Source organism: Leptothrix ochracea (assembly GCF_041083635.1).
Classification (GTDB): Bacteria; Pseudomonadota; Gammaproteobacteria; order Burkholderiales; family Burkholderiaceae_C; genus Sphaerotilus; species Sphaerotilus ochraceus.
Window position 1 is genome coordinate 1 of sequence record NZ_JBFPHB010000039.1, and the last position, 23,310, is coordinate 23,310.

Below are 23,310 nucleotides of genomic sequence, written 5' to 3' on the forward strand. Positions count from 1 at the left end.
GATGATAGTGTGCATTCGCATGTGAAAGTAGGTCATCGTCAGGCACCCCTCTTCTAAGAAGAAACACCCAAAGCCCTCCTCGTGAGGGCTTTAGGCTTTGTGCTTTTGGAAGAACGGGTTTGTTGAAAAATCATTCTTGCCATCGAATCAAAAAAGGAGCCTTGGCTCCTTTTTTACTGTGGATCGTTTGAGGGATGGGGGGAGGGTGATGGCAATGTAGCTTCTTTCCATCGAATTTCATCGACGGTATAACCTTCCTTTGTCAGTGCGAGTCGCAGCCATTCAGGCTGTTTCCCTCGGCCGTCCCACTCCTCACCAGATAGAGGGTGCTTGTAAAGAATAATGGGTGATTTCCCCATCATTTTGGGCATGGGGCCACGAAGCTCGCTGGGAGATATGCGCCAGAAATCCATCAGTTTTCGGATGGTTCTTATGACAGCAATTTTCTCTGCTTCACGATCATCTGAATGAGCGCTGGTCATGGTCTATGTATTTTCTGTTAACTAGGCCTTGCGCAGGTGCCGTTGCATCATTTTTAGATGGTTCGCAATGCCATAAAGCTGGCTCGATTATTGATGCTCGATTGCAGATTGGATAGATTTGTAAATCTATTTTTCCATCCTAAATCTTGGAATCTAAAATCAAGATAATCTAAAGCACAGACAAGTGATATGTCTGCCAAGCTATATGCTCCAGCAACACAAAAAAGACGATCAGCTAGTTTGCTAGAAGCAAATTGTAGCGCTGACTCTATCTTGCTCATCTGTCGGTCAATCCACGCTTGGCATCGTTCTTCTTGTGTTCGCCCAGGCCATGTTGCTTCTAGTCGGGCGGAGACAGCTGCATCGAGAATACCTTCTGCCAAAGACTCCCAGACACGAACCTCGGCACGCCCTTGGCCGGGCATCGGAATCAGCGGGTTCTCTGCGGAGAGGGAGTCCACGTATTCAATAATGGCTCGAGAGTCGAAAATAGAAAAATGACTCTCTAAAATGAGGCATGGTACTTTGCCCAAGGGATTCAGTGAATGAATGGGCGCCTGTTGATTCCAGACATCATCCAGCTCAAACTGGTAATCTATTTTCTTTTCTGCCAGAACGATACGCACTTTGCGCACGTAAGGACTGGTGAGTGAACCGAGTAGGCGCATGAACAACTGCCGATAAGAGTGAGATAAAAAGAGGGCAAAGCAAGCCAGCCAATTCTATCTCCAAGGGCCTTCTACGGCGCTTGTCCTCGGCAATGTTTAACGTTCTTTGGGTTCGGGGGGCATCGAACTCAGCAAGGCATCCCACGCTTCGAAGGTCGCCTCGGTGTTGCCGTCAACCTCAGGATGTTGGGGCTCAAAAAGGACCAAAACTCGCACCGTTGCACCTTCGGGAAGGTTTTCCGGCGCAGGAACTTGAATGAATCGGTTTTGTACCGTGGTCGTGAACTCGGTTGCTTGCATGATGACCACCCTACGGTGAAGCAGCGGCCAGTCTACGCTTAGTTTTCTTTCACTTGAAGATCATTGTCACGAGCAAAGTTCATGACGAAGTCCCATGCCATGGGTTCTAAGTCCCTCAGGCCTTCATGAACGACAACGCATTTGATGCCGTCAATGACGGTAGGGATGCAGTAGGGTGAGTAACTGATGCCTCGTTGAACCCCGCCCGAAGTTGGACCTTCGGGGCGAAAACAGGACATGGCTCCTGCTAGTCGCTCCGCCCAGTCGCTGGGGCGGAAGGTTCGGCCATGGTGTGTCAGGCCCTGAATAAAAAATTCGCGGTGTTTCTTGACCTTGATCACGATCTACGGGCCCTTTCTTGTCGATTCTCACGGAGGGTACGCGTTAGCCCGGGTTGTGCACTTCGTGATAGATGATGTAGCCGATCTCTCGAGACACATGCCGCGCGAGTATCAATAGCTTGGCTGTCTTCAGCCTGTCAGGTGGTACGCGCTTAGAATTCGTCGCGCACTGCGGTTCGTGCCGGGTGTCTTTTTTTATGACGATTGAGGAGTAGCCTGAGATGAGCGTGCCAGTTGAACCGCATGTGATGAAAACCTACGGCCGGTTGCCGATAGCGTTGTCCCATGGACAGGGCTGCCGGGTCTGGGACACGGACGGTCGGGTCTATCTGGACGGTCTGGGCGGCATCGCTGTCAATACGTTGGGTCATGCACATCCCAAGCTGGTGCCGGCACTGCAAGAACAGATGGCCAAGTTGATCCATTGCTGCAACTACTACCACGTGCCCTTGCAAGAGCAACTGGCCGCGAAGTTGGTGGAGTTGTCGGGCCTGAGCAACGTTTTCTTTTGCAATAGCGGGCTTGAGGCCAACGAGGCTGCATTGAAGCTTGCCCGCAAGTTTGGGCATGACAAAGGCATTGATCGTCCCGAGGTGATCGTCTATGAGAAGGCTTTCCATGGACGCTCTATTGCGACGCTGTCGGCCACGGGCAATCCAAAAGTTCAGGCCGGTTTCGGCCCCTTGGTCGAAGGCTTTGTGCGTGTGCCCCTGAACGATATGGCTGCTATCGAACGCGTGGCCGCCGAGCGGCCCAATGTGGTGGCGGTTTTCTTGGAAACCATCCAAGGTGAAGGCGGCATCAACGCAGCACGTTGGGAGTATTTGCGCCAAGTGCGTGAATGGTGCGACGCCAAGGGTTGGCTCTTGATGCTCGACGAAGTGCAATGCGGGATCGGTCGTACCGGCAAATGGTTTGCCCACCAGTGGGCCGATATCCAACCCGACGTGATGCCTTTGGCCAAAGGTTTGGGTTCAGGGGTGCCGATCGGTGCGGTGGTGTGCGGCCCGAAAGCTGCCACGATTTTCCAGCCGGGCAATCACGGCACGACTTTTGGCGGCAATCCGCTGTCCATGCGGGCGGGGTTTGAAACCTTGCGCATCATGGAAGAAGACGGGTTGCTTTACAACGCTGCAACCGTTGGCACGCAGCTCATGGCCGCGTTGTCAGAGGGTTTGGCCGACGTTGAGGGTGTTCTCGAAGTGCGCGGTTATGGCTTGATGATTGGCATTGAGCTGGATCGTCCATGCGGTGAGTTGCTGGCGCAGGCGGCTCATGCGGGTTTGTTGTTGAGCGTGACGGCTGACCGGGTGATTCGTTTGGTGCCCCCCTTGATTCTCAGCAGCGAAGAAGCGGCAGAAATTGTGGCGATTCTGGTGCCCTTGATCAAAAAATTCTTGTCTGGAAGCGCAGCATGAAACCTGGTCGCAGTTTGATGAAGCATTACCTACAGTTTAAGGACTTGCGCGCTGAGGAATATGCCTACTTGTTTGAACGGGCTCGCGTCATCAAACAGCGGTTCAAGAACTACGAAAAATACCAGCCCCTTTCTGATCGCACTTTGGCGATGATTTTCGAAAAAGCCTCGACCCGTACCCGGGTGAGTTTTGAGGCGGGTATGTATCAGATGGGTGGCTCGGTGGTGCATCTGACCACGGGCGATAGCCAACTGGGTCGTTCCGAGCCGATCGAAGACAGCGCCCGCGTGATCAGCCGTATGGTCGATCTGGTGATGATTCGTACCTACGAGCAGACCAAGATCGAACGTTTTGCAGCGCATTCCCGCGTGCCCGTGATCAATGGGTTGACCAACGAATTTCACCCCTGCCAGATCTTGGCCGATTTGTTCACTTACTTGGAACATCGGGCTTCACTGGGCGCCAAGGGCTATGACTTGGCTTCGCTGAAGAATCGGGTGGTGGCTTGGGTCGGTGATGGCAACAACATGGCCAACACTTGGTTGCAAGCGGCCGAGATTCTGGGGTTTACCGTGCACGTCAGTACGCCCAGCGGCTATGAAGTCGATCCAGTCGTGGCAGGTATTCGCAACAAAGACTGCTATCGCGTGTTTGATGACCCGATGCAAGCTTGCGCAGGCGCCGATCTGGTCACCACCGACGTTTGGACCAGCATGGGGTTTGAGGCTGAGAACGCTGCGCGCCAAGACGCTTTCGCCAACTGGCGTGTGAATGCTGAGATGATGGCCGTGGCCAAGCCGGACGCACTTTTTATGCACTGCCTGCCAGCGCATCGGGGTGAGGAGGTTAGCGCCGATGTGATCGACGGGCCACAGTCGGTGGTCTGGGATGAGGCGGAAAACCGGTTGCATGTTCAGAAGGCCCTGATGGAATTTCTTTTGGTCGGGCGGATTGGCTAAAGCCTGAGTTGTCTCTAAGCGCCAAGCGCATGCCAAGGAGCGTATTCCTGTGAAACTGGCTTTGTTCAGTGATCTTCATGCCAACCGGGAAGCCTTCGAGGCTTGCTTGGAACAGGCCCATCTGCACGGCGCTGATCGCATCGCTTTGTTGGGCGATTTCGTCGGTTATGCCGCTGATCCATCTTGGATGGTGACCAAAGTTCAAGATCTGGTCAGTCAAGGCGCGATCGCGATTCGGGGCAATCATGACGACGCCGTGGTGCGTGGTCCGAGCGCCAACCTGATCGAAGAAGCGCGTCGCGTGATCGCTTGGACGCGTTCTCAGCTCACGCCCGCGCAGATCGAGTTTCTGGCCGATTTGCCCTACACCTCGGAAGAAAGCGGCTGCTTCTTTGCGCATGCCAACGCCTACGCGCCAACCGAGTGGGACTACATCCTGACGCGCTCTGAGGCGATTCGCAGCATGCATGCGACCCGGGCACGACACAGCTTTTCGGGGCATGTGCATACCCCCAAGCTCTATCACCTCTCCAGCACCGGCAAGATCGCCGATTTCACGCCAACGCCTGGCGTCGCAGTGCCGGTGCCGTCTCATCGGCAGTGGTTGGCTTTGCCGGGGGCCGTGGGTCAACCTCGGGATGGCAATCCTGCGGCTTGCTGGGCGTTGTTTGATACCGACCGGTATACGTTGACGTTCCATCGCGTGCCCTACGATTTTGAGACCACAGCGGCCAAGATCATTGCAGCAGGGTTGCCACGGGTGCTTGGGGAGCGGTTGGCTCATGGCAACTAACGGGCCGCGCCCAGAGCTTGGCTATCCGACGCCCCCTGAAAAGGGCGAGGTCATTGATGGCTTTTTGCTGGAAGACATCCTGCATCAAGGCGGCATGGCCAACCTTTGGCTCGTCAGCCATCCGGACCATGCTCAGCCGATGCTGATGAAAGTGCCGCGTATCAAGGGGGGCGAGGATCCGGCCACCATCGTGGGCTTTGAAGTCGAGCAGATGATTCTGCCGATGTTGAGCGGGCCGCATGTGCCCAAGTGCATCGCCCGGGGTGATTTTTCCAAGCGTCCTTACATCGTCATGGAGCAGATTCCTGGGGTGTCATTGCGGGCGCAGCTCTTGGAGAAAAAACCGCTGCCCTTCGAAGACATCGCTGCGATCGGCGCCAAGGTGGCCTTGGCCTTGCATGATTTGCACCGGCAGCATGTGATTCATCTCGATATCAAACCGAGCAATATCCTGTTTCGGCCGGAGCAAGCCGATGGGCACGGCGGAGAGGCGGTTTTGGTCGATTACGGCTTGTCGCGGCATGATTTCTTGCCCGATTTGCTGGACGAAGAGTTTGATCTCCCCATGGGCACCGGGCCTTATATGTCGCCGGAGCAAGTGCAGTTCTTGCGCTCTGAGCCCCGAAGTGATCTGTTTGCGTTGGGGGTGATTCTTTATCACTTGACCACCGGTGAGCGGCCCTTTGGGGCCCCCGTCAGTGTGCGTGGCCTGCGTGAGCGGCTCTACAAAGAGCCCGTCGCTCCGCGCGTTTTGCGGCCGGATTGTCCGCCTTGGTTGCAAGAGGTGATCTTGCGCTGCCTTGAGGTTCAAGCGGATCAGCGTCATCCCAGTGCCGCCCATTTGGCCCAAGACCTGCTGCATCCCGAACAAATCCACCTCACTGATCGGGCGGAACGGGTGGGGTCCGTCGGGCGATGGACCCATATCAAACGGTGGTTCAAAGCCATCGGTGCAGAACCTTCGGCTCGGGGCGGGGCCGTGGAGCAGTTGAAGCGGGCGCCGATCATCATGGCGGCGGTGGATGTCCAAGGGGCCACCCCGGACTTGCTCGACTTGCTGCACGAGACGGTTTATCGCATCGTCGTGACAGAAAAAGGCGCGCGCCTCGCCTGTGTCAGTGTCATGAAAACTGCGCGCATTGGCATCGACGAACTCACCGATGCCCAGGGACAGAGTTTGCACGTGAAGCAATTGGTGGGACTCAAGCATTGGGCTCGGCCGTTGGAGCGTGCGTTGGACCTGTCCGAAGAACGATTGACCTTTCATGTGCTCGAAGCGCCCGATGCCGCCACGGCCTTGGTTGATTTTGCGCAGCGCAATCAAATCGATCACATCGTCATGGGTGCGCGTGGTAACTCGGCCTTGCGGCGTTATCTGGGCAGCGTGTCTTCCCAAGTGGTGGCCAAGGCCGATTGCACCGTCACGGTGGTGCGTGTGCCCAGCGAGGCTCGTCAAGCCGGTTAGTTCCTCCCTGACGCACCTACAATCCGCTCCGATTTCCTTTTCTTTCTTTCCTAGAAAACGACCATGTCACAAGCCATCAAGCGCGTCGTCCTCGCCTATTCGGGCGGTTTGGACACCTCCATCATCCTGAAGTGGCTTCAGGATCAGTATCAGTGCGAGGTGGTGACCTTCACCGCCGATATCGGCCAAGGCGAGGAAATCGAGCCGGCTCGCGCCAAGGCCATCAAGATGGGCATCAAGCCCGAAAACATCTTTATCGAAGACCTGCGCGAAGAGTTTGTGCGCGATTTCGTCTTCCCGATGTTCCGTGCTAACGCCCTCTATGAAGGCGAATACCTGCTCGGCACGTCGATTGCTCGGCCCTTGATTGCCAAGCGCCTGATCGAAATCGCCCAAAAGACCAACGCTGACGCCATCAGCCACGGTGCGACGGGCAAGGGCAACGACCAAGTGCGTTTCGAGCTCGGTGCTTACGCGCTGATGCCCGGCGTGAAGGTGATTGCTCCGTGGCGCGAATGGACGCTTTCCAGCCGTGAAAGCATGCTGGCCTACGCCGATGAACACGGCATTCCGGTCGATTTCAAGAAGCGCAAGGGCGGCGGTGCGCCGTACTCGATGGATGCCAATTTGCTGCACATCAGCTATGAAGGCGGCATCCTCGAAGATCCGAATTTCGCGCCCGAAGACAGCATGTGGCGTCTGACCAAGAGCCCGGAGAAGGCCCCGAACAAGCCGCAAATCATCGAACTGAGCTATGAAAAGGGCGATGTGGTGGCGATCGACGGCGAGCGGCTCTCTCCGGCCCAAGTGCTGACCAAGCTCAACGAGATCGGCGGCCTGCACGGCGTGGGTCGTCTGGACAAGGTTGAGAACCGCTATGTCGGCATGAAGAGCCGGGGCTGCTACGAAACCCCGGGCGGCACGATTTTGCTGGCGGGGCACCGTGCCATCGAGTCGATCACGCTCGACCGTGAAGTGCTGGCCCTCAAGGAAGATCTGATGCCGCGTTACGCGCGCATGGTCTACAACGGTTACTGGTTTGCGCCCGAGCGCGTCTTGCTGCAAGGTTTGATCGACGCCAGCCAAGCCACCGTGAACGGCACGGTCAAGTTGAAGCTCTACAAGGGCACCATCATGTGCGTGGGCCGCGAGTCGCTCACCGACAGCCTGTTCGATCCGAAAATCTCGACGTTCGATGACGACGGTGGCGCGTACAACCAAGCTGACGCTGGCGGCTTCATCAAGCTCAACGCACTGCGCCTGCGCATCGCTGCCAACGCCCGTGCGGCGCGCGCGCCAAAGCCGGTGGTGGCTGCTGAAGCGGTCGCCGCCGCTGCGCCAGCCAAGAAAAAGGCTGCGGTGGTTCGCTTCAAGCCGGGTAAGGCTCTGAAGGATGCCGTGGCTGTGGCTGCGCCCGTCAAAACAGTGAAAACGGCTGCTCCTAAGAAGGCAGCGTCGAAGAAAGTTAAAGCATGAGCCATTCTCAACTCGCGGTGACCGCAGTCGGCACCCAAGCCAATGTGTACTTCGACGGCAAGTGCGTTTCGCATGGCGTGACGCTGGCTGATGGCAGCAAAAAGAGCGTCGGCGTGATCCTGCCCTCGCAGCTCACCTTCAACACCGGTGCGCCAGAAGTGATGGAAACCGTGGCGGGCGCTTGCAGCGTGCTGTTGCCGGGTTCGACTGACTGGCAAACCTTTGGTCCCGGCCAGAAGTTTGACGTGCCCGGCAACGCCAGCTTCCAGATCAAGGTGGAAGGCGCGCCGTATCACTACATCTGCCATTTCGGGCAGTAAAAAAACAGCCAGCGCAATGCATCTTGCGCTGGCTGTTCTGGATTGATTCAGCCGAGTAGCTGATATTGGCCGCTCAATTCATAGGGTATGCAACCCGAGGATTGATAAGGATTGCATGTCGTCGATTGTAGGATCGATTTAATTTGATGCTTTGTATCGATGAATCGCCTTGTGACGATTTCACCGTGGCTTGTCGTTTTTGCACGACGGTGATTATTTTGGATTCAGGTTCTGTTTATATATTCGAGTATTGATTCATGTTTGTCTAAGACAAATGAGTATGATTTTCGAAGGTGACGTCAACTCAGGGATCTGACCATATCGATGGCTTCTTCGATGCGGTCCACGGCATGGATGGTGATGCCGTCAATGGGTTTTTTCGGTGCATTGGCGCGCGGCACCACGGCCGTTGAAAAACCGAGCTTGGCCGCTTCACGCAAGCGCTCCTGACCCCGGGGTGCCGGGCGGACTTCACCCGCAAGGCCAACTTCACCAAAAGCCACAAAGCCTTGAGGGAGCGGCTTGCCGCGCAAGCTGCTTTGAATGGCCAGCAGCACGGCCAAATCGGCCGCGGGTTCGTTGATGCGTACCCCGCCGACCGCGTTCACAAAGACGTCTTGGTCGGCGCAGGACACCCCAGCATGGCGATGCAGCACGGCCAGCAGCATGGCAAGTCGGTCGCGGTCTAGGCCGACCGATAGCCGCCGTGGGCTCGGGCCGCCGCCATCCACCAAAGCTTGGATCTCCACCAGCAAGGGGCGCGTCCCTTCAAGGGTGACCAGCACGCAAGCTCCGGGCACCGGGGTTGAATGGGTGGAAAGGAAGATGGCGCTTGGGTTCGATACGCCTTTCAGCCCCATTTCAGTCATGGCGAAAACCCCAATTTCATTGACCGCGCCAAATCGATTTTTAAAAGCGCGGACCAATCGGAAACTGGAATGGGTATCCCCTTCAAAATAAAGCACGGTATCGACAATATGTTCCAGCACCCGTGGCCCCGCCAGCGTACCTTCTTTGGTGACGTGCCCGACCAGCACCATGGTGCAGCCGCTGGCTTTGGCGGTACGGGTCAGTTGCGCGGCGCATTCACGCACTTGCGCGACTGAACCGGGGGCTGAGCTGAGTTGTTCCGAATAAAGGGTCTGAATCGAATCGATGACGCAAAAGGCTGGCTGCTCCACCTCGATGGTGGCCAGAATTCGCTCCAAACCGATTTCGGCCACCACCCGCACGTGGGTGCCTGCGAGGCCGAGTCGGTGAGCGCGTAGAGCGACTTGGGCGCCGGATTCTTCGCCGGTGACGTAGAGCACTTTCATGCGGTTGGAGAGGGCATCCACCGCTTGCAAAAGCAAGGTGCTCTTGCCGATACCGGGGTCACCGCCAATCAGAATCACCCCGCCTTCGACAATACCGCCGCCCAGCACCCGGTCCAGTTCTGGCAAGCCTGTGGGGGTGCGTGACACATCTCCTGCCGCCAACTCGCTCAAGGTGGCGACCGGTTGGCTGCGGGTCAGGGCTTGAAAGCGATTTTTGGCGGAACCCGCTGGGGGTTCCGCCAAGCCTTCTTCCAAGGTGTTCCAGGCTCGGCAATGGGGACACTGCCCCAGCCACTTCGGATTCGTGCCACCGCACTCGCGGCAGGTGTAGAGGGTTTTTTCACGGGCCATGGGGGCACGTTACCTCAATCCACCGCCGTCGTTTAATCGCTGACCCGTCCGCGCAGCGCCTTGATCTCACCGCGTTGGGTTTTGCCCGTCAGGCGGCGGACTTTTGAGCCCTGGGTCGGGCGAGTGGCCTTGCGGGGGCGATCGACGTGAACGGCTTGATCGATCAGGGCTTGCAATCGGGTGAGGGCCTCGGCCCGGTTCATCTCTAGGCTGCGGTGTTCCTGCGCCTTGATGACGATCACCCCCTCTTGGGTGATGCGGTGGTCGGACCATGCCAAGAGGCGCGCCTTAAGCTCTTGCGGCAGGCTGGAGGCGTGGATGTCGAAGCGCAGATGAACGGCGTTCGACACCTTGTTGACGTTTTGGCCACCCGCACCTTGGGCGCGGATGGCCGTGATGTGGACCTCGTGCGGCAAGATCTTGGCGTGGGTCATGCCGCGACATCAACAACCGTGGTGGCGGCTTATCCGCGCACCGGGCCAGACATGCGGCGCAGCGAACCCAAGCCGTGACGCAGGGCGCCCGCGATGTGCAGCACCAACAGGCCAAACAGCAGGTTGGCCATCAGTTCGTGACCTTCTTCCAAGGCTGTGTGCAGGCCTTTGTTCTCGGTCAGTGGGCTGGCCAGTTGAAGCAGACCAAAGATGTTGATGGGCTTGCCGCCTGTCCAGACAATCAAGGGACCGCTGCAAAGCAGGGCTGTCAGCGCCAACAGCAGGCCGATATGCACACCGCGCTCAAGCAGCAACTGCCAGCCGACGGTGGACAAGGGTCGTGGGGACAGGCCTGCGCGGTTTTGTTTGACGCGCCACAGGATGCGCCCCACCAGCAGGAGCCACACGCTGGCACCTAGGCTGATGTGCAGAGCCTTCATCGAGGCGCGGAATTCGCTACCGCGTGGGGCTTCGTCGAACGTGATACCAACGGCCAGCATGGTGATCACGAGCAGGGCCCCACCCCAATGGGCAAGGCGTGACAGTCGGCCATACAGGTTCGGTGTGTCTTGTAAGGGAAGAGACGACATGGTGTGGTGGATGTTGAACGTCGAGAAATGGAGCCAATCGTGGCGCGATTATCCGTCGATACGCACCGGCACACGGCGTGACAGGGCGCACATCAACTCATAGCCAATCGTGCCTGCTGCGTGCGCGACTTCGTCGATGGGTAAGTGGCTTTGGTGCGGCCCTTGGCCCCAGAGGGTCACGGGGCTGCCGATTTCAGCGTTGTGGCCTGCGGCTCGGATGGGCTCCAGATCGACAGCGAGCATATCCATGGAGACGCGGCCCACGAGCCGGGTCCGTACACCATCGACAAGGATCGGTGTGCCGTGTTGGTTGTCCACCGCCGCGTGACGTGGGTAACCATCGGCATAGCCACAGGCAACGATGCCGATGCGCATGGCCTGGGGCGCGGTGTACAGGCTGCCGTAGCCGACCGTGTCACCGGCTTGGAGCTGTTGGGTGGCGACCAAACGGCTATGCAGCGACATGGCGGGTCGCAAGGACCAGTGCGCGGCGCTGTGGTCGGGATAGTCAGGCGTTGCACCATAAAGGGCCACCCCGGCCCGCACCCAATCGGCAGCCACGCTCAACGGTTCGCTACCTGCGGCAGGGTGCGTTTCCAAGGGACGATGGGCATGACGCAAGAGCGCGGCGCTGTTGGCCAAACTGCGATGACCGGGGAGGTCAGCGGTGGTTTGGGCAAAAACCGCCAATTGATGGGCAATGCCGTCTCGGCCCAAGCGCAGCGCGTCAGCATCCGAGAAGTGGGTCATGAGCCCGATGTCGTCCACTTGGGCCAAAGCGTTCAGGCGACTCCAAGCGGTACGAAAAGCCGGTGCTGAAAATCCCAGCCGGTTCATGCCGCTGTTCATCTTCAAGAAAACCTGATGAGGCAGGGTGGTTTTGTGGGTGGCAAGCCAGTCGATTTGCTCTTCACAGTGAACAGCGTGCCAAAGATTCAGGCGGGAACAGAGTTCCAGATCGCGGGGCTCGAAACAGCCTTCGAGCAACAGCACTGGGCCGCGCCAACCCAGCGCTCGCACGCGTTCGGCTTCTTCGAGATCAAGTAGGGCCAGTCCGTCGGCTCCTTGAAGGCCGGCATACACATGTTCGATACCGTGCCCGTAGGCATCGGCTTTCACCACCGCCCAAAGACGGGCATCGCCGGCATGGCGGCGAATGATGCGCAGGTTATGTTCGAGGGCCGAGGGGTGAATAAGGGCTTCAATGGGGCGTGGCATGCGTCAATTTTGCCAGTCACGGAGACCTTCTTTGGTGCAGCAGCAAGGGGCCGTGCTATAAACCGGCCGCGTTGCGCCATCTCTACCGCCGAATGAAAAAAGGTTTCTACACCATCATGTCAGCGCAGTTCTTCAGCTCGCTGGCCGACAACGCCTTGTTTGTCGCGGCGGTTGAACTGCTTAAGACTTCGGGCGCCGAAGAGTGGCAGCGCGCTGCCTTGGTGCCGATGTTCGCCTTGTTCTACGTGATCTTGGCACCGTTTGTGGGCGCTTTCGCCGATGCGGTGCCCAAAGGTCGGGTGATGCTGTATTCGAACGGCATCAAGGTGGTGGGCTGTTTGACGATGCTCTTTGGCACGCATCCGCTGGCGGCTTATGCCATCGTCGGCCTTGGGGCTGCGGCCTATTCGCCGGCCAAATACGGCATCTTGACGGAATTGCTGCCGCCGTCACAGTTGGTCAAGGCCAATGGTTGGATTGAGGGGTTGACCATCACATCCATCATCTTGGGGGTCTTGCTGGGTGGGCAGTTGATCGGGCCACACATGGCCCCGTACCTGTTGGCGCTGGACGTGCCGGGGCTCGATACCGGTGTGGATACACCGCCCGAAGCGGCGATCGCGTCCATCGTGTTGCTTTATGTGCTCGCGGCACTCTTCAACCTCTACATCCCACGTACGGATGTGCCTTTGGAGCCATTGCCGCATCGTCTTTTGGCCCTGTTGCCGGATTTCATGTCTTGCAACCGTCGGTTGTGGCGTGATCGGCTGGGGCAAATTTCTTTGGCCACGACCACCCTGTTCTGGGGCGTCAGTGGCAATCTGCGTTACATCGTTTTGGCATGGGCTTCGGTCGCTCTGGGCTACACCACCACGCAAGCCTCGTCGTTGGTGGGTGTGGTGGCGGTCGGCACAGCGATCGGCGCTGTGATGGCCTCGATGATGATGCGGCTGGACCACGCGCCCAAGGTGATCCCGCTTGGGGTCACAATGGGGTTGCTGGTGGTGTTCATGAATGGCATCAGCAACGTTTGGGTGGCGGTGCCGTTTTTGATCGTTTTGGGCGGTTTGGGGGGCTTTTTGGTGGTCCCCATGAATGCTTTGCTGCAACACCGGGGTCACAACCTCATGGGAGCGGGGCGCTCCATCGCTGTTCAGAACTTCAATGAGCAAACCTGCATCCTTGCTCTGGGCGCGCTCTACGCCGGCTTCACCCGCTGGGGCATGACAGCCTTCGCGGCCATCACGATTTTTGGGGTGTTGGTGGCTGGCATGATGTTGCTGATCGGGCTCTGGCATCGACGCAATGTGCATCGCTATCCGACCGAGGTGGAGCATTTGCTGACCATCGCTCGCTCAGACCGACACTGATCATTGCAAGCGACGTCCCGGTCGGTGCCGAGGGAGTTCGATCAAGTCGGGGTGCACTTGGGCGTGGGTGTCACTGTGGCGATCGATCAATTGATCCAGCACCCGTTTGACGCGCAAGGCATCGATGGGTCGGGGCAGATACGCCAAGGCGTTGCCAAAACCACGCGCACGACCAATGCAGATGCAATCGCTGGCTCGGCCCGCTGCTTGAACTGCGTTCAGCGCTTTGGGCAAATCGGTATCGACAAGGATCAATTCACTCGATCGCATGGAGCGCACCAAACGGTAGCTGGTGTGGCCGGGTTGGCTCGATGTGGTGAGCCGGAAATAGGTCACCAAGGTCTCCAGCTCAAAGCGGCTGAATCCAATGATGGCGACTTGATGGGTGCGGGGCATGATGTGCAAAAGTGGTTCGTGACCATTCTTGGCGCCCCGGGAATTTGACGTCAATCAAGCGCAGACCCCTGAAGGGGGGGGCTTGGTGGGCCTGGGTTTAAAGCGTGCATTCCTTACGGTGCACCTTCGTGCCTTTCGGGTTTTGAGCCACAGCGATGAGGATGCACATGGGCTTTCATGATTTCGTCGTCACGACCTTGGAGGGGACTGACTTGGCCTTGGCCACGCTGCACAACAAGGTGGTGTTGGTGGTCAATACCGCCAGTGCCTGTGGGTTCACGCCGCAATTGGCGGGTTTGCAGGCGCTTTGGCACCATCGGCGAGACCAAGGGTTGGTGGTGTTGGGTTTTCCATGCAACCAGTTCGGTGGGCAGGAGCCCGGTTCAGCGGTTGAGATCGCCGCTTTCTGTATGAGCCGCTACAGCGTTGACTTTCCCTTGATGGCCAAGGTCGATGTCAATGGTTCGCACGCCGAGCCTTTGTTTGTTTGGCTCAAGGAGCAAGCCCCTGGCGTTCTTGGCACGCAGGCGATCAAGTGGAACTTCACCAAGTTCTTGGTTGGTCGAGATGGTCGGGTCCTGGGTCGCTATGCACCGCAGACTCGGCCTGAGCAATTGCACGCAGCGGTGGATCAAGCCTTGTTGCAAGGGCAATAATCCCCGCCTCTTTGGTGCGAGGACTTTCCCATGTTTGAACATGTCGATCCCTATGCGGGTGACCCGATCCTGACTCTGAATGAGAATTTTCAGAAGGATCCACGGGCGGACAAAATCAACCTTTCGATTGGCATCTACTTTGATGATCAGGGCCACGTACCGGTGATGTCGGCCGTGCGTCAGGCGGAGTCCAGCTTGTTGGCGCAGATCGGTCCTAAATCCTATTTGCCCATGGTCGGTCTTGCGGCGTATCGCACAGCGGTCCAGACCTTGGTGTTTGGGGTCGATCATCCGGCGGTGCTTGACGGTCGTATTGTGACGATCCAGACCTTGGGTGGTTCGGGCGCCCTACGGGTTGGAGCTGATTTTCTGAAGGCGTATTTCCCCGATTCAACCGTGTGGCTCAGCGATCCAAGCTGGGATAACCACCGGGCGATGTTCGAAGGCGCAGGCTTTCCGGTCCAAACCTACCCGTATTACGACCCAGTCAGGGGCGGCGTGGCCTTTGAGGCGATGCTCGCGACCTTGGCGCAGTTACCGGCTCGTGCCATCGTGTTGTTGCACGCGTGTTGCCACAACCCCACTGGTGTGGATTTGAGCCGTGCACAGTGGGATGCCGTGATCGCCGTGTTGGCTGAGCGTGGCTTGATTCCCTTCGTCGATATGGCCTATCAAGGTTTTGGGGATGGGGTGGAAGAAGACGCTTACGCCGTGCGTGCTTTGGCGGATGCCGGTGTTCCGGCATTCATCGCCAATTCGTTCTCGAAGAATTTTTCGCTGTACGGTGAACGCTGCGGTGGCTTGTCGGTGATCACGCCAACGCGTCCTGAGGCCGACCGAGTTCTGGGGCAATTGCAAGTGGCGGTGCGGAAGAACTATTCCAGTCCGCCCATGCACGGAGCACGGCTGGTCGCCCAAGTGTTGAATACGCCGACGTTGCGTCGGGCTTGGAACGATGAACTCAACGGCATGCGCGAGCGCATCAAGATCATGCGGGAGCGGTTGGTCAGCATCTTGCAGGCTGGCCTGCCGGATCGTGATCTTGATTATTTTGTGGCGCAGCGCGGCATGTTCAGCTACACCGGTTTGAACACGCGACAGGCCGATCGTTTGCGCGAAGAGCACGGTGTGTACATCTTGCGTTCAGGACGGCTTTGTGTGGCGGGCCTTAATTCGCACAACATTGAATCCTCAGCCCGGGCCTTGCTGGCCGTGATGTCCTGATCAAAGGGGGGTACCCCCCTTGATGGGTTTGAATATCACTCAATCATGATATTGTCTTCACGGTTGATCTGTGCGATCAACCCAAAGTTTTCTTAATCGACCATTCACTTTTCTTGCGCCGTGCTATCGGGTATTTATGGATATACATCCTGTACCCCGTGTAAGAAAATTGAAGAGTGTCAGCTTGAATCTTAATAAATTTAATAAAGTTGTTGCGTTGAAATAAGGTGCAGCAAGTTAGATTTTTCAGTTGATGGCTGACGGTTGGTGGTTCTGCGCTCGGTGAGTGCGGCGTTTATTCGAAAACTTTTTGGGTCACAGGTAATGATGGATTGTCTACGCCTGCTATGTCTCGTGACGGGTATCCTGTTTGGTGGGCAGGTACTGGCGGAGCCATTTGTTTCTGGTGGTGCTATCGGCTCCCAAACCAGTGATGGTTTTGGAAATTTGGGCCCGGTTGTCGAGCAGCCGATTGAATTTCCGCATGATACGCATGCGGGTACGATGGGTATCAATTGCCTGTATTGCCATAGTTATGGCAGGCGCAGTGCTGTTGCGGGTATCCCTCGGCTTAATAAATGTATTGGCTGTCACCAGGGTATACCGTCTGTCGCTGAGAAGCCGAGAATTAAAAAGCTCATGGAGTATTGGGAGAAGAAAGAGGCCATTCCATGGAAGAAAGTCCATGATTTGCCTGACTTTGTTCGTTTCAATCATGAGCGACATGTGCAGCGTTTCTACGTGAAGCAGGACCGGCCCATCAAGGAAGCTTGTGGGTACTGCCATGGGGATGTTTCTTCCATGACGGTGGCTCGCCGAGTCAAGTCGCTGACCATGGGGTGGTGCGTCAGTTGCCATGAAAAAGAGCACAAGGACGATGCGATCGGCCAAAAGGCTGGATCCAATGGGCCGGGTGATTGCTGGGCTTGTCATAAGTGATTGCGAGCCACTTTTGGTGTATGGAGAAGTGAATGACCAGCGACGCAAAGTTTGTGAATCGTAGAGACCTATTGAAGGTTCTTGGCTTGGGTGGTACCGCCTTGGCTGTGACGGGATGTGGCAACACGTCCATCGAGTCAGGCGCTGAATTGGTGCAGTCCAGTGTTCAGCCTGAGGATTTCGTGGTTCCCGGTGTTGGTGTTTATTACGCCTCGACCTGCACGCAGTGCAGTTCCGGTTGCGGCGTGATGGGCCGAGTGCGGGAAGGTCGGGTTCTGAAGCTCGAAGGTAGCCGCAGTTCCGTGATCAATGCGGGCAAGATCTGCGGTCTCGGTCAGGCTGCGGTTCAGGCGCATTACCACCCAGATCGGCTGACGGTGCCGATGGTCCGTGAGGGCAATGCCCTCAAAGAAACGACATGGGAAAAAGCCATGGCGTTGCTGACCGAGAAATTGGGGCCTGCCAGCAAGTTGAGTGGTGAGCAGGTGGCCTTCATGACGGGGGATGTCAGCGGTCATCAAAAGGCGTTGCTGCGCAACTTCATGGATTCGTTCGAGTCCGGCGGTCGCCACGTGGTCTACGAGGCGTTGTCGTCAACCGTGGCTGCCGCTGTGCACAAGAAAATGTTCGGCGTCGAGCAGCCGCTGGTGCATCTCGACAAGGCCAAGATGGTGTTGTCGTTTGGCAATGACTTCATGGGCACGGGTGTTTCGCCGGTGCACTTTGCGGGTCAATACGCCAAGTTCAGAAAACCGGATCGGGGCACGCTGGTTCAAATTGAGCCCAAGATGACCTTGACGGGGGCGAACGCGGATCGTTGGGTGCCGATCATTCCGGGCACCGAAGGCGTGATGGCGCTGGGGATCGCCCGCGAGTTGATGCACCACAAGGAGTACGAGCACACCGTTCCGGCTGAAATCCATGAATTGATCAAGCCGTACACCCCGGAATTCGTCAGTCGCACCACGGGCGTGCCGGCCCACATGGTGCCTCATGTGGCCTCGCTGCTCTGGGAGAAAGCGCCAAGCTTGGTGCTGGCCGGTGCTTCGGCCGAAGGGCATGCCCACGGCTCGGAGAATGTCGCGGCCATCATGTTGCTCAACGTCATTCTTGACAACATGGGCAAGACCTTGGAGCGACCCGGTGCCAGCCCATTCCCGCAGTTGGCGCCGGTTTCGGGTAGCACGGCGGCCCTGATGGACTTCAACAAAGTCATGGCCGCAGGCAAGTGCCAGGCGCTGCTGATTCACGATACGAACCCGGTTTATAGCGCCCCGGATTTCATGCGCTTTGCTGAAAACCTGAAAAAAGTGCCTTTCAAGGTCGCCTTGGCGCAGCAAATCGATGAAACTGCGGCCGAATGCGATCTGGTGCTGCCGCTGCTTTCTTCCATGGAAGACTTTGGCACGCACGTGGCCAGCTACCAACCGCATGGTGTTCAGATCGGTATGCAGCAACCTTTGATGGAAAAGCTGCACAAGGACACGCGTTCGTTGGGTGATGTCTTGCTTGATTTGCTCAAGCTGAGAAAAGCGGATGCTTACAAGAGCTATCCCGATTACTTCGCCTATCTCAAGAGCTCGGTGGTGCAAGCCAAGTCAGCGTTCAAGGACGCTGCGGCCGATACCGAAAGCTTCTGGGACGCAGCGCTCAGTGCCGGTGTGTTGCATGTTGAGGCCCCTGCCTCGCCGCTGAGCGTGCAAGTCAAGGCGGCGATGGTGAAGCAGCCCGATGTTTTCTTGGAAGAGGCCTCGTTCCCATTCCATTTGGTGCCTAGCGTCCGGGGTAATTTCCGCGACGGCGCGCATGCCAATCTGCCTTGGATGCAAGAGTCTCCCGACTCACTCACCACCGTGGTTTGGGATTCATGGGTTGAGCTGCATCCGAAGACTGCGGAAGCCTTGCACATCGATGAAGGCGATATTCTGGAGGTTCAGTCCGCCAATGGATTGATTCGCGCCAAAGCCTATTTGTTCCCTGGGATCCATCCGAAAGTCATTTCTATTCCGATCGGACAGGGTCATGAAAATATGGGGCGTTATGCAAGCCATGTGGGTGTCAATCCTTTGAAGATCATCAATCCTATTTTTGATCAACAAACCGGTGAGCTGGCTCTGAATGCAACCCGTGTGATGATTCGCAAGACCCGTACGCACGAAAAGTTTGCCAAGGATGAGGGTGCAGCGAATACACAGCATGGCCGCAAGTTGGTGGCCACGATCGCTGCGGATAAGGTTGATCTTGCGCACGAGGTGAATAATGTCAATCACTAATCTGCTTAAAAACTGGAGTTCCTACCGGACGGCCCGTCCGGTTCAGGATCAGTATAAAGACAGTGACTATAAGTGGGGCATGGTTATTGACTTGGATACATGCATTGGTTGCAGCGCCTGCACTACTGCTTGCTACGCTGAGAATAACTTGCCGGTGGTTGGGAAAGAGAATTTCAGTCGTGGTCAGGCCATGCACTGGATTCGCATTGAGCGCTACTGGGGTGAAGGCAAGCAAATGGACAAGGAGTTCCCAGAGCAGGGTGCTCAATTCTTGCCCATGATGTGCCAGCAGTGCGAAGCTGCGCCCTGCGAAACCGTTTGTCCTGTGGGGGCCACCCACCATACGCTGGATGGGTTGAACTCTCAGGTTTACAACCGCTGCATCGGCTCGCGTTACTGCTCAGCCAACTGCCCGTACAAGGTGCGGTATTTCAACTGGTTTGACTATCCGAAGTCGGGGGCATGGCCGCAGCCCATGGAGCAGCAGTTGAATCCAGACGTGACGGTGCGCAGCAAGGGCGTCATGGAAAAGTGCACCTTCTGTGTTCAGCGTTTGACCGAAGCAAAGAGTCAAGCGAAATCGGAAGGGCGGAAGGTTTATGACGGTGAAGTGATGACTGCGTGCGCGCAAGCCTGTCCGACATCGGCCATTCACTTTGGCAATATGGCCGATCCTGAATCGGATGTGGCCAAGATCTGGCGCAAGCAGCAGGTCAATATCGCCAGTGATAAGCAGGAGAAAGAAGAAGGCGTACGCGGTTATCGTATTTTCGAAGAGCTCCGGACGTATCCTTCTGTGGTCTATCTGGAACGGATTCGTGATTCTGCAGCTTGAGACGCCGGTCACAATGGCAATCAGCGAATGGCTTATCAGCACTGGGGCAAAACATAATGGCTGACAAGATGAATATGTCGCACGATGACGAAGTTCTTGTTGAACGACGTTTCGTACGCAAGGACAAGGATATCAATGAAGATATCGCTTGGGCCAAGATCAATAAAGATGTGCTCAAAAGCATGGATCGTCCTCGGGCGGCCTATTGGGTGATCTTTGCTGTGTCATTCTTGGTCTTCATGGTGGGCGTGGCTTGTGCCTACTACCAATATGAAGAAGGACTTGGCGTTGCAGGCCTGAGAAATCCTCAGGTTTGGGGGTTGTATATTTCAACCTTCATTTTCTGGATTGGCATGAGCCACTCTGGAACATTGTTGTCGGCCATTCTTCACTTGATGCATGCTGACTGGCGCAAGCCCATCTATCGCTTTGCAGAAGCCATGACAACGTTCTCGCTGATGACAGCGGGTTTGTTCGTCATGATTCACTTGGGGCGCTTGTGGGAGTTTTATTACGTCATTCCGTATCCAAATGAACGTTGGACTTGGCCGAACTTTGCCTCGCCGCTGGTTTGGGATGGGATCGCCATCAGTACCTACCTGACTTCGTCGATCGTGTTCCTGTACTTCGGGATGATTCCTGACTTGGCCATTTGTCGAGATCGTGCCACGGGTTTCCGCAAGACTTTTTATCGCCTTCTCTCCTTGGGGTGGATGGGAACGGATCGTCAGTGGGCCAATTTTCGTGTGACCTACTTGACCATCGCGTGCTTCTTGATTCCGTTGGCGGTGTCGGTGCATTCCATCGTGGCCACTGACTTTGCTGTTTCCATCCAGCCTGGCTGGCATGTGACATCGTTCCCGCCCTATTTTGTGGCGGGTGCCTTGTACTCAGGATGTGCGGCCATCATCACGCTGTTCATCATTCTGCGTTACGTGTTCCGCTTCGAGGAATACATGACGAAGCCGATCTTGGACAAGATTTGCAAACTGACTTTTGCGATCGCCATGGTCTGGACCTACCTGAACTTGATCGAATACGCTTCGGTCTGGTACGGTGATAATGAATATGCCAAGGAAACCCTGATTTATCGTGCGACGGGGCCCTATGCACCTTATTGGTGGGCGATGAATTTCTTGGGTTCGGTGGTGCCGCTGACCTTGGCTTTCAAGTCGCTGCGCGGTCATATGACCACCATGATGATGGTTTCGATTCTTCTGAATCTGGGGATGTGGTTAGAGCGTTTCATGATCGTGACGCCGACGTTCTCCCACGGGCATCATCCTTGGACATGGTCGGATGACTGGATGCCAAACTGGATTCAGTTCGCGATCGTGATCGGTAGCTTTGGCTGGTTCAACATGCTGTTCATGTTGTTCTGCAAGATATTCCCGACGATTTCCATGTACGAAGTCAAAGAGATGGTCTATCACCGCTCTGAGGCAACGCGCCAAACAAACAAGCAGGCTGATCAGACGGCTGCCTGATCGTCATGAAGGTTATCCAAGTACGTTGGATGGAGGAATAACGAATGGCCAAAGCACATACGCTCGGACTTTTCGATAATTTTGATGAAGCAGCTCAGGTCATTGAAACGTTGAAGTCGTCCAGTATTGACGGATTCAGCATCGATGATGTTGTGCTCAAGTCTCCGATTGAGCATCAAGAGCTGGCGGAGTCTCTGGGGCCTCGGCCTGTGTATGTTCAGCTATACACATTGATCGGTGCCGTTCTGGGAGCGGCGCTGGGCTTCTTGTTCATCGCTTCGTCACAAGCGAGCTTTCTCTTGCAGTACCGAGGGGGGAAGCCGGTGATTCCACTGCCGCCCAACTTTGTGTTGACTTATGAGTTCTTCATTCTGTGTGGTGTGCTCATGACGGTGGTGGGCTGTTTCATTGCTTGGAAGCTTCCGGGCAACCGCAGCCCGCTGTACAACGCCAGCGTGTCCGAAGACAAGATTGGCATTTTGGTGAAGGCAGAACCGGCGGCCATCCAAGAAGTGAATGCGATCTTCCATCGCTTCCACGCCGCCGAAGTCATTGGGGAGCAGGCAGCATGATGTGCTTGAAAAACTGTGTGGCCGCGATGGCCCTGGTGATCGCGCCAGCTGTGAGTTTTGCGTGGCCGTGGAATAACGACATGGCCAATCAAATCAGCGTGAAGCCCCAGAAGGGCCCGGAAGCCGTGCGTCAGTATCCGCAGCATTCTGTCCCTGCGGCTGGCACACGAACCGTTCGTGTGGCTGATATGGATGCCGCCAATAAAATGGTCAATCCCAATCGAGCGACACCGGCGTCGATAGCCAATGGGAAACGCATGTACCAGATTTACTGCGAAACCTGTCATGGCGCTTCGGGCCAAGGCGATGGCCCTGTCGGTGCAAAGCTGGTTCTCAAACCGTACGATCTGACCACAGATAAGGTACAAAAGGAACTCCCAGAGGGTTATATCTTTGGTTATATGACGTTGGGTGGTGCCATCATGCCTTCTTATGCCAATGATTTGTATCCTAGTGAACGTTGGGATTTGATCAATTACATTCGGCATGCCTTGAAGGGTGAAAAGCCTGTCGCCGTTGGGGTCAAGTAAGACGATTACCAAACCGTATCGTACGAAACCTCTCCCATTACATAGAACGCAAGTAGCGCACAGCGTCGTGTTACTTGTAAAGGAGCAACTGAGTGATTCCGTTTGCTAGCTGGTCAGTTTTGACGGTCGACTTCTTGATCGTCCTCCATCTTGCGCTGGCAGGTGTGTCTCTAGCTGCCTTGTTGCACCTAGTGAATGCCAAATGGCGTTTTGAAGTCCGATTTTTGAGCGTAGCTTTCTTCTCGCTCTATCCCCTCGCGTTTGTTCTTTTGCTGGTCCTGCTGTTCGGTGGCCACATGACCTTCCCTTGGACAAATATCCATGAGGATTTGCCCAAATGGAATAATTTGGGCTTTTTGGCTACTCGTGAAATTCTCGGGTTTTTGTTGGTTGGCGTCGTTTATGGACTCTTTATCAAACTACAGGCCAAATCAGCGCGATCACCGGATGACATGGCTAATTTCAGAAATGTCGCCATTTTTGTGCCTTTTGTGCATGTTTTGTTCTGCACCATGGTGGCGTGGGACTTTGAGATGACGCTGAAGCCATTTTGGGAAAGTCCGATCTATGCCATGTACCACTTCGTGAGTATGTTTGGCATGTTCTTGGCTATCTTTGTGGTGGTGGTGGCTACGCTTCGTCGGTCGCATGCATTGGCAAAGCCGATGGGAGATCATATTCCCAACTATTTCGCACAGATGTTGTTGGCCTTCACAATTCTGTGGGTGTATTTCTTCTTCTCTCAATACCTTGTGATTTGGTATGGGAACCTTGCCGAAGAAACGGATCGCTTTTTCCAGATGCAGAATGGTCCTTACAGCGTTCTCTTTTGGTCCTTCTTTGTCTTGAAGTTTGTCATACCGTTCCCCGTCTTGGTGTTTCCGGCATGCCGTCACA

General features: G+C 56.1%; 25 protein-coding genes. 16 read left to right on the plus strand and 9 right to left on the minus strand.

Translation table 11 applies throughout. From position 1 onward, the window contains the following. Window positions 1-173 precede the first annotated feature (173 nt). From AB3X39_RS12325 to AB3X39_RS12340, 4 genes are all read right to left on the minus strand, one after another. Window positions 174-482, minus strand: coding sequence for an H-NS family nucleoid-associated regulatory protein (locus tag AB3X39_RS12325; protein WP_369417681.1), 309 nt, complete (start codon window positions 480-482; stop codon window positions 174-176). Between the two features lie 53 nt (window positions 483-535). After that, the gene (locus tag AB3X39_RS12330) at window positions 536-1,150 is read right to left on the minus strand and encodes a glutathione S-transferase family protein (RefSeq protein WP_369417682.1); all 615 of its coding nucleotides are present in this window, start codon (window positions 1,148-1,150) and stop codon (window positions 536-538) included. A 96-nt stretch (window positions 1,151-1,246) separates the two neighbouring features. Further along, window positions 1,247-1,450, minus strand: coding sequence for a hypothetical protein (locus AB3X39_RS12335; RefSeq protein WP_369417683.1), 204 nt, complete (start codon window positions 1,448-1,450; stop codon window positions 1,247-1,249). A 38-nt stretch (window positions 1,451-1,488) separates the two neighbouring features. After that, window positions 1,489-1,791, minus strand: a complete 303-nt coding sequence (locus tag AB3X39_RS12340; protein ID WP_407069700.1) for a DUF3579 domain-containing protein — start codon at window positions 1,789-1,791, stop codon at window positions 1,489-1,491. Between the two features lie 221 nt (window positions 1,792-2,012). On the opposite strand from AB3X39_RS12340, the gene AB3X39_RS12345 reads away from it, so the two are divergent. The 6 genes from AB3X39_RS12345 to ppnP all read left to right on the plus strand — a co-directional run bounded on the left by AB3X39_RS12345 (window position 2,013) and on the right by ppnP (window position 8,222). Continuing rightward, window positions 2,013-3,209 (plus strand): aspartate aminotransferase family protein, encoded by a 1,197-nt coding sequence (locus AB3X39_RS12345; protein ID WP_369417684.1) that lies wholly within the window; start codon window positions 2,013-2,015, stop codon window positions 3,207-3,209. Further along, window positions 3,206-4,168, plus strand: a complete 963-nt coding sequence (gene argF / locus AB3X39_RS12350) for an ornithine carbamoyltransferase (protein ID WP_369417685.1) — start codon at window positions 3,206-3,208, stop codon at window positions 4,166-4,168. Before AB3X39_RS12345 ends, argF begins: the two co-directional genes overlap by 4 nt. Before the next feature lie 49 nt (window positions 4,169-4,217). Further along, window positions 4,218-4,961, plus strand: coding sequence for a metallophosphoesterase family protein (locus tag AB3X39_RS12355; RefSeq protein WP_369417686.1), 744 nt, complete (start codon window positions 4,218-4,220; stop codon window positions 4,959-4,961). After that, window positions 4,951-6,426 carry a serine/threonine protein kinase gene (locus AB3X39_RS12360; protein WP_369417687.1) on the plus strand — a complete coding sequence of 492 codons (1,476 nt, stop codon included), beginning with the start codon at window positions 4,951-4,953 and terminating at the stop codon, window positions 6,424-6,426. Before AB3X39_RS12355 ends, AB3X39_RS12360 begins: the two co-directional genes overlap by 11 nt. A 63-nt stretch (window positions 6,427-6,489) precedes the next feature. Continuing rightward, entirely contained in the window at window positions 6,490-7,902 is a 1,413-nt protein-coding gene (locus AB3X39_RS12365; protein ID WP_369417688.1) for an argininosuccinate synthase, read from the plus strand. Then, window positions 7,899-8,222: a pyrimidine/purine nucleoside phosphorylase gene (gene ppnP / locus AB3X39_RS12370; RefSeq protein ID WP_369417689.1), complete on the plus strand. Its 324-nt coding sequence runs from the start codon at window positions 7,899-7,901 to the stop codon at window positions 8,220-8,222. Before AB3X39_RS12365 ends, ppnP begins: the two co-directional genes overlap by 4 nt. A 299-nt stretch (window positions 8,223-8,521) precedes the next feature. Here ppnP and radA read toward each other — a convergent pair whose 3' ends face one another. Genes radA through alr form a run of 4 tightly spaced genes read right to left on the minus strand, consistent with a single transcriptional unit; the run spans window position 8,522 to window position 12,131 of the window. Next, window positions 8,522-9,889, minus strand: coding sequence for a DNA repair protein RadA (gene radA / locus AB3X39_RS12375; protein ID WP_369417690.1), 1,368 nt, complete (start codon window positions 9,887-9,889; stop codon window positions 8,522-8,524). Window positions 9,890-9,921: 32 nt separating this feature from the next. Next, the gene (gene arfB, locus AB3X39_RS12380) at window positions 9,922-10,323 is read right to left on the minus strand and encodes an alternative ribosome rescue aminoacyl-tRNA hydrolase ArfB (RefSeq protein ID WP_369417691.1); all 402 of its coding nucleotides are present in this window, start codon (window positions 10,321-10,323) and stop codon (window positions 9,922-9,924) included. 29 nt (window positions 10,324-10,352) lie between these two features. Further along, window positions 10,353-10,913: a cytochrome b gene (locus AB3X39_RS12385; RefSeq protein ID WP_369417692.1), complete on the minus strand. Its 561-nt coding sequence runs from the start codon at window positions 10,911-10,913 to the stop codon at window positions 10,353-10,355. A 48-nt stretch (window positions 10,914-10,961) separates the two neighbouring features. Beyond that, the gene (gene alr, locus AB3X39_RS12390) at window positions 10,962-12,131 is read right to left on the minus strand and encodes an alanine racemase (RefSeq protein WP_369417693.1); all 1,170 of its coding nucleotides are present in this window, start codon (window positions 12,129-12,131) and stop codon (window positions 10,962-10,964) included. 92 nt (window positions 12,132-12,223) lie between these two features. Between alr and lplT the strand changes: the two genes are divergently transcribed. Further along, window positions 12,224-13,501 (plus strand): lysophospholipid transporter LplT, encoded by a 1,278-nt coding sequence (gene lplT, locus AB3X39_RS12395; RefSeq protein WP_369417694.1) that lies wholly within the window; start codon window positions 12,224-12,226, stop codon window positions 13,499-13,501. Here the strand turns inward: lplT and AB3X39_RS12400 are convergent, their stop codons facing one another. Then, window positions 13,502-13,897, minus strand: coding sequence for a hypothetical protein (locus AB3X39_RS12400; RefSeq protein WP_156793922.1), 396 nt, complete (start codon window positions 13,895-13,897; stop codon window positions 13,502-13,504). It abuts the gene before it with no gap. A 167-nt stretch (window positions 13,898-14,064) separates the two neighbouring features. Between AB3X39_RS12400 and AB3X39_RS12405 the strand changes: the two genes are divergently transcribed. The 9 genes from AB3X39_RS12405 to AB3X39_RS12445 form a co-directional block, all read left to right on the plus strand. Further along, window positions 14,065-14,553, plus strand: coding sequence for a glutathione peroxidase (locus AB3X39_RS12405; protein WP_369417695.1), 489 nt, complete (start codon window positions 14,065-14,067; stop codon window positions 14,551-14,553). Window positions 14,554-14,583: 30 nt separating this feature from the next. After that, window positions 14,584-15,777: an amino acid aminotransferase gene (locus AB3X39_RS12410; protein ID WP_369417696.1), complete on the plus strand. Its 1,194-nt coding sequence runs from the start codon at window positions 14,584-14,586 to the stop codon at window positions 15,775-15,777. 267 nt (window positions 15,778-16,044) lie between these two features. Then, window positions 16,045-16,716, plus strand: coding sequence for a cytochrome c3 family protein (locus tag AB3X39_RS12415; RefSeq protein WP_369417697.1), 672 nt, complete (start codon window positions 16,045-16,047; stop codon window positions 16,714-16,716). A gap of 32 nt (window positions 16,717-16,748) precedes the next feature. Continuing rightward, window positions 16,749-18,989: a molybdopterin-containing oxidoreductase family protein gene (locus tag AB3X39_RS12420; protein ID WP_369417698.1), complete on the plus strand. Its 2,241-nt coding sequence runs from the start codon at window positions 16,749-16,751 to the stop codon at window positions 18,987-18,989. After that, window positions 18,976-19,824 (plus strand): 4Fe-4S dicluster domain-containing protein, encoded by an 849-nt coding sequence (locus tag AB3X39_RS12425; protein ID WP_369417699.1) that lies wholly within the window; start codon window positions 18,976-18,978, stop codon window positions 19,822-19,824. The genes AB3X39_RS12420 and AB3X39_RS12425 overlap by 14 nt, the downstream gene beginning before the upstream one ends. A 56-nt stretch (window positions 19,825-19,880) precedes the next feature. After that, window positions 19,881-21,311, plus strand: a complete 1,431-nt coding sequence (gene nrfD / locus AB3X39_RS12430; RefSeq protein ID WP_369417700.1) for an NrfD/PsrC family molybdoenzyme membrane anchor subunit — start codon at window positions 19,881-19,883, stop codon at window positions 21,309-21,311. 44 nt (window positions 21,312-21,355) lie between these two features. After that, window positions 21,356-21,883, plus strand: coding sequence for a quinol:electron acceptor oxidoreductase subunit ActD (locus tag AB3X39_RS12435; RefSeq protein ID WP_369417701.1), 528 nt, complete (start codon window positions 21,356-21,358; stop codon window positions 21,881-21,883). After that, entirely contained in the window at window positions 21,880-22,413 is a 534-nt protein-coding gene (locus AB3X39_RS12440) for a c-type cytochrome (RefSeq protein WP_369417702.1), read from the plus strand. Before AB3X39_RS12435 ends, AB3X39_RS12440 begins: the two co-directional genes overlap by 4 nt. A 92-nt stretch (window positions 22,414-22,505) precedes the next feature. Continuing rightward, window positions 22,506-23,310, plus strand: an 805-nt coding sequence (locus tag AB3X39_RS12445) for a hypothetical protein (protein WP_369417703.1), incomplete at its 3' end; no start/stop codon positions are given.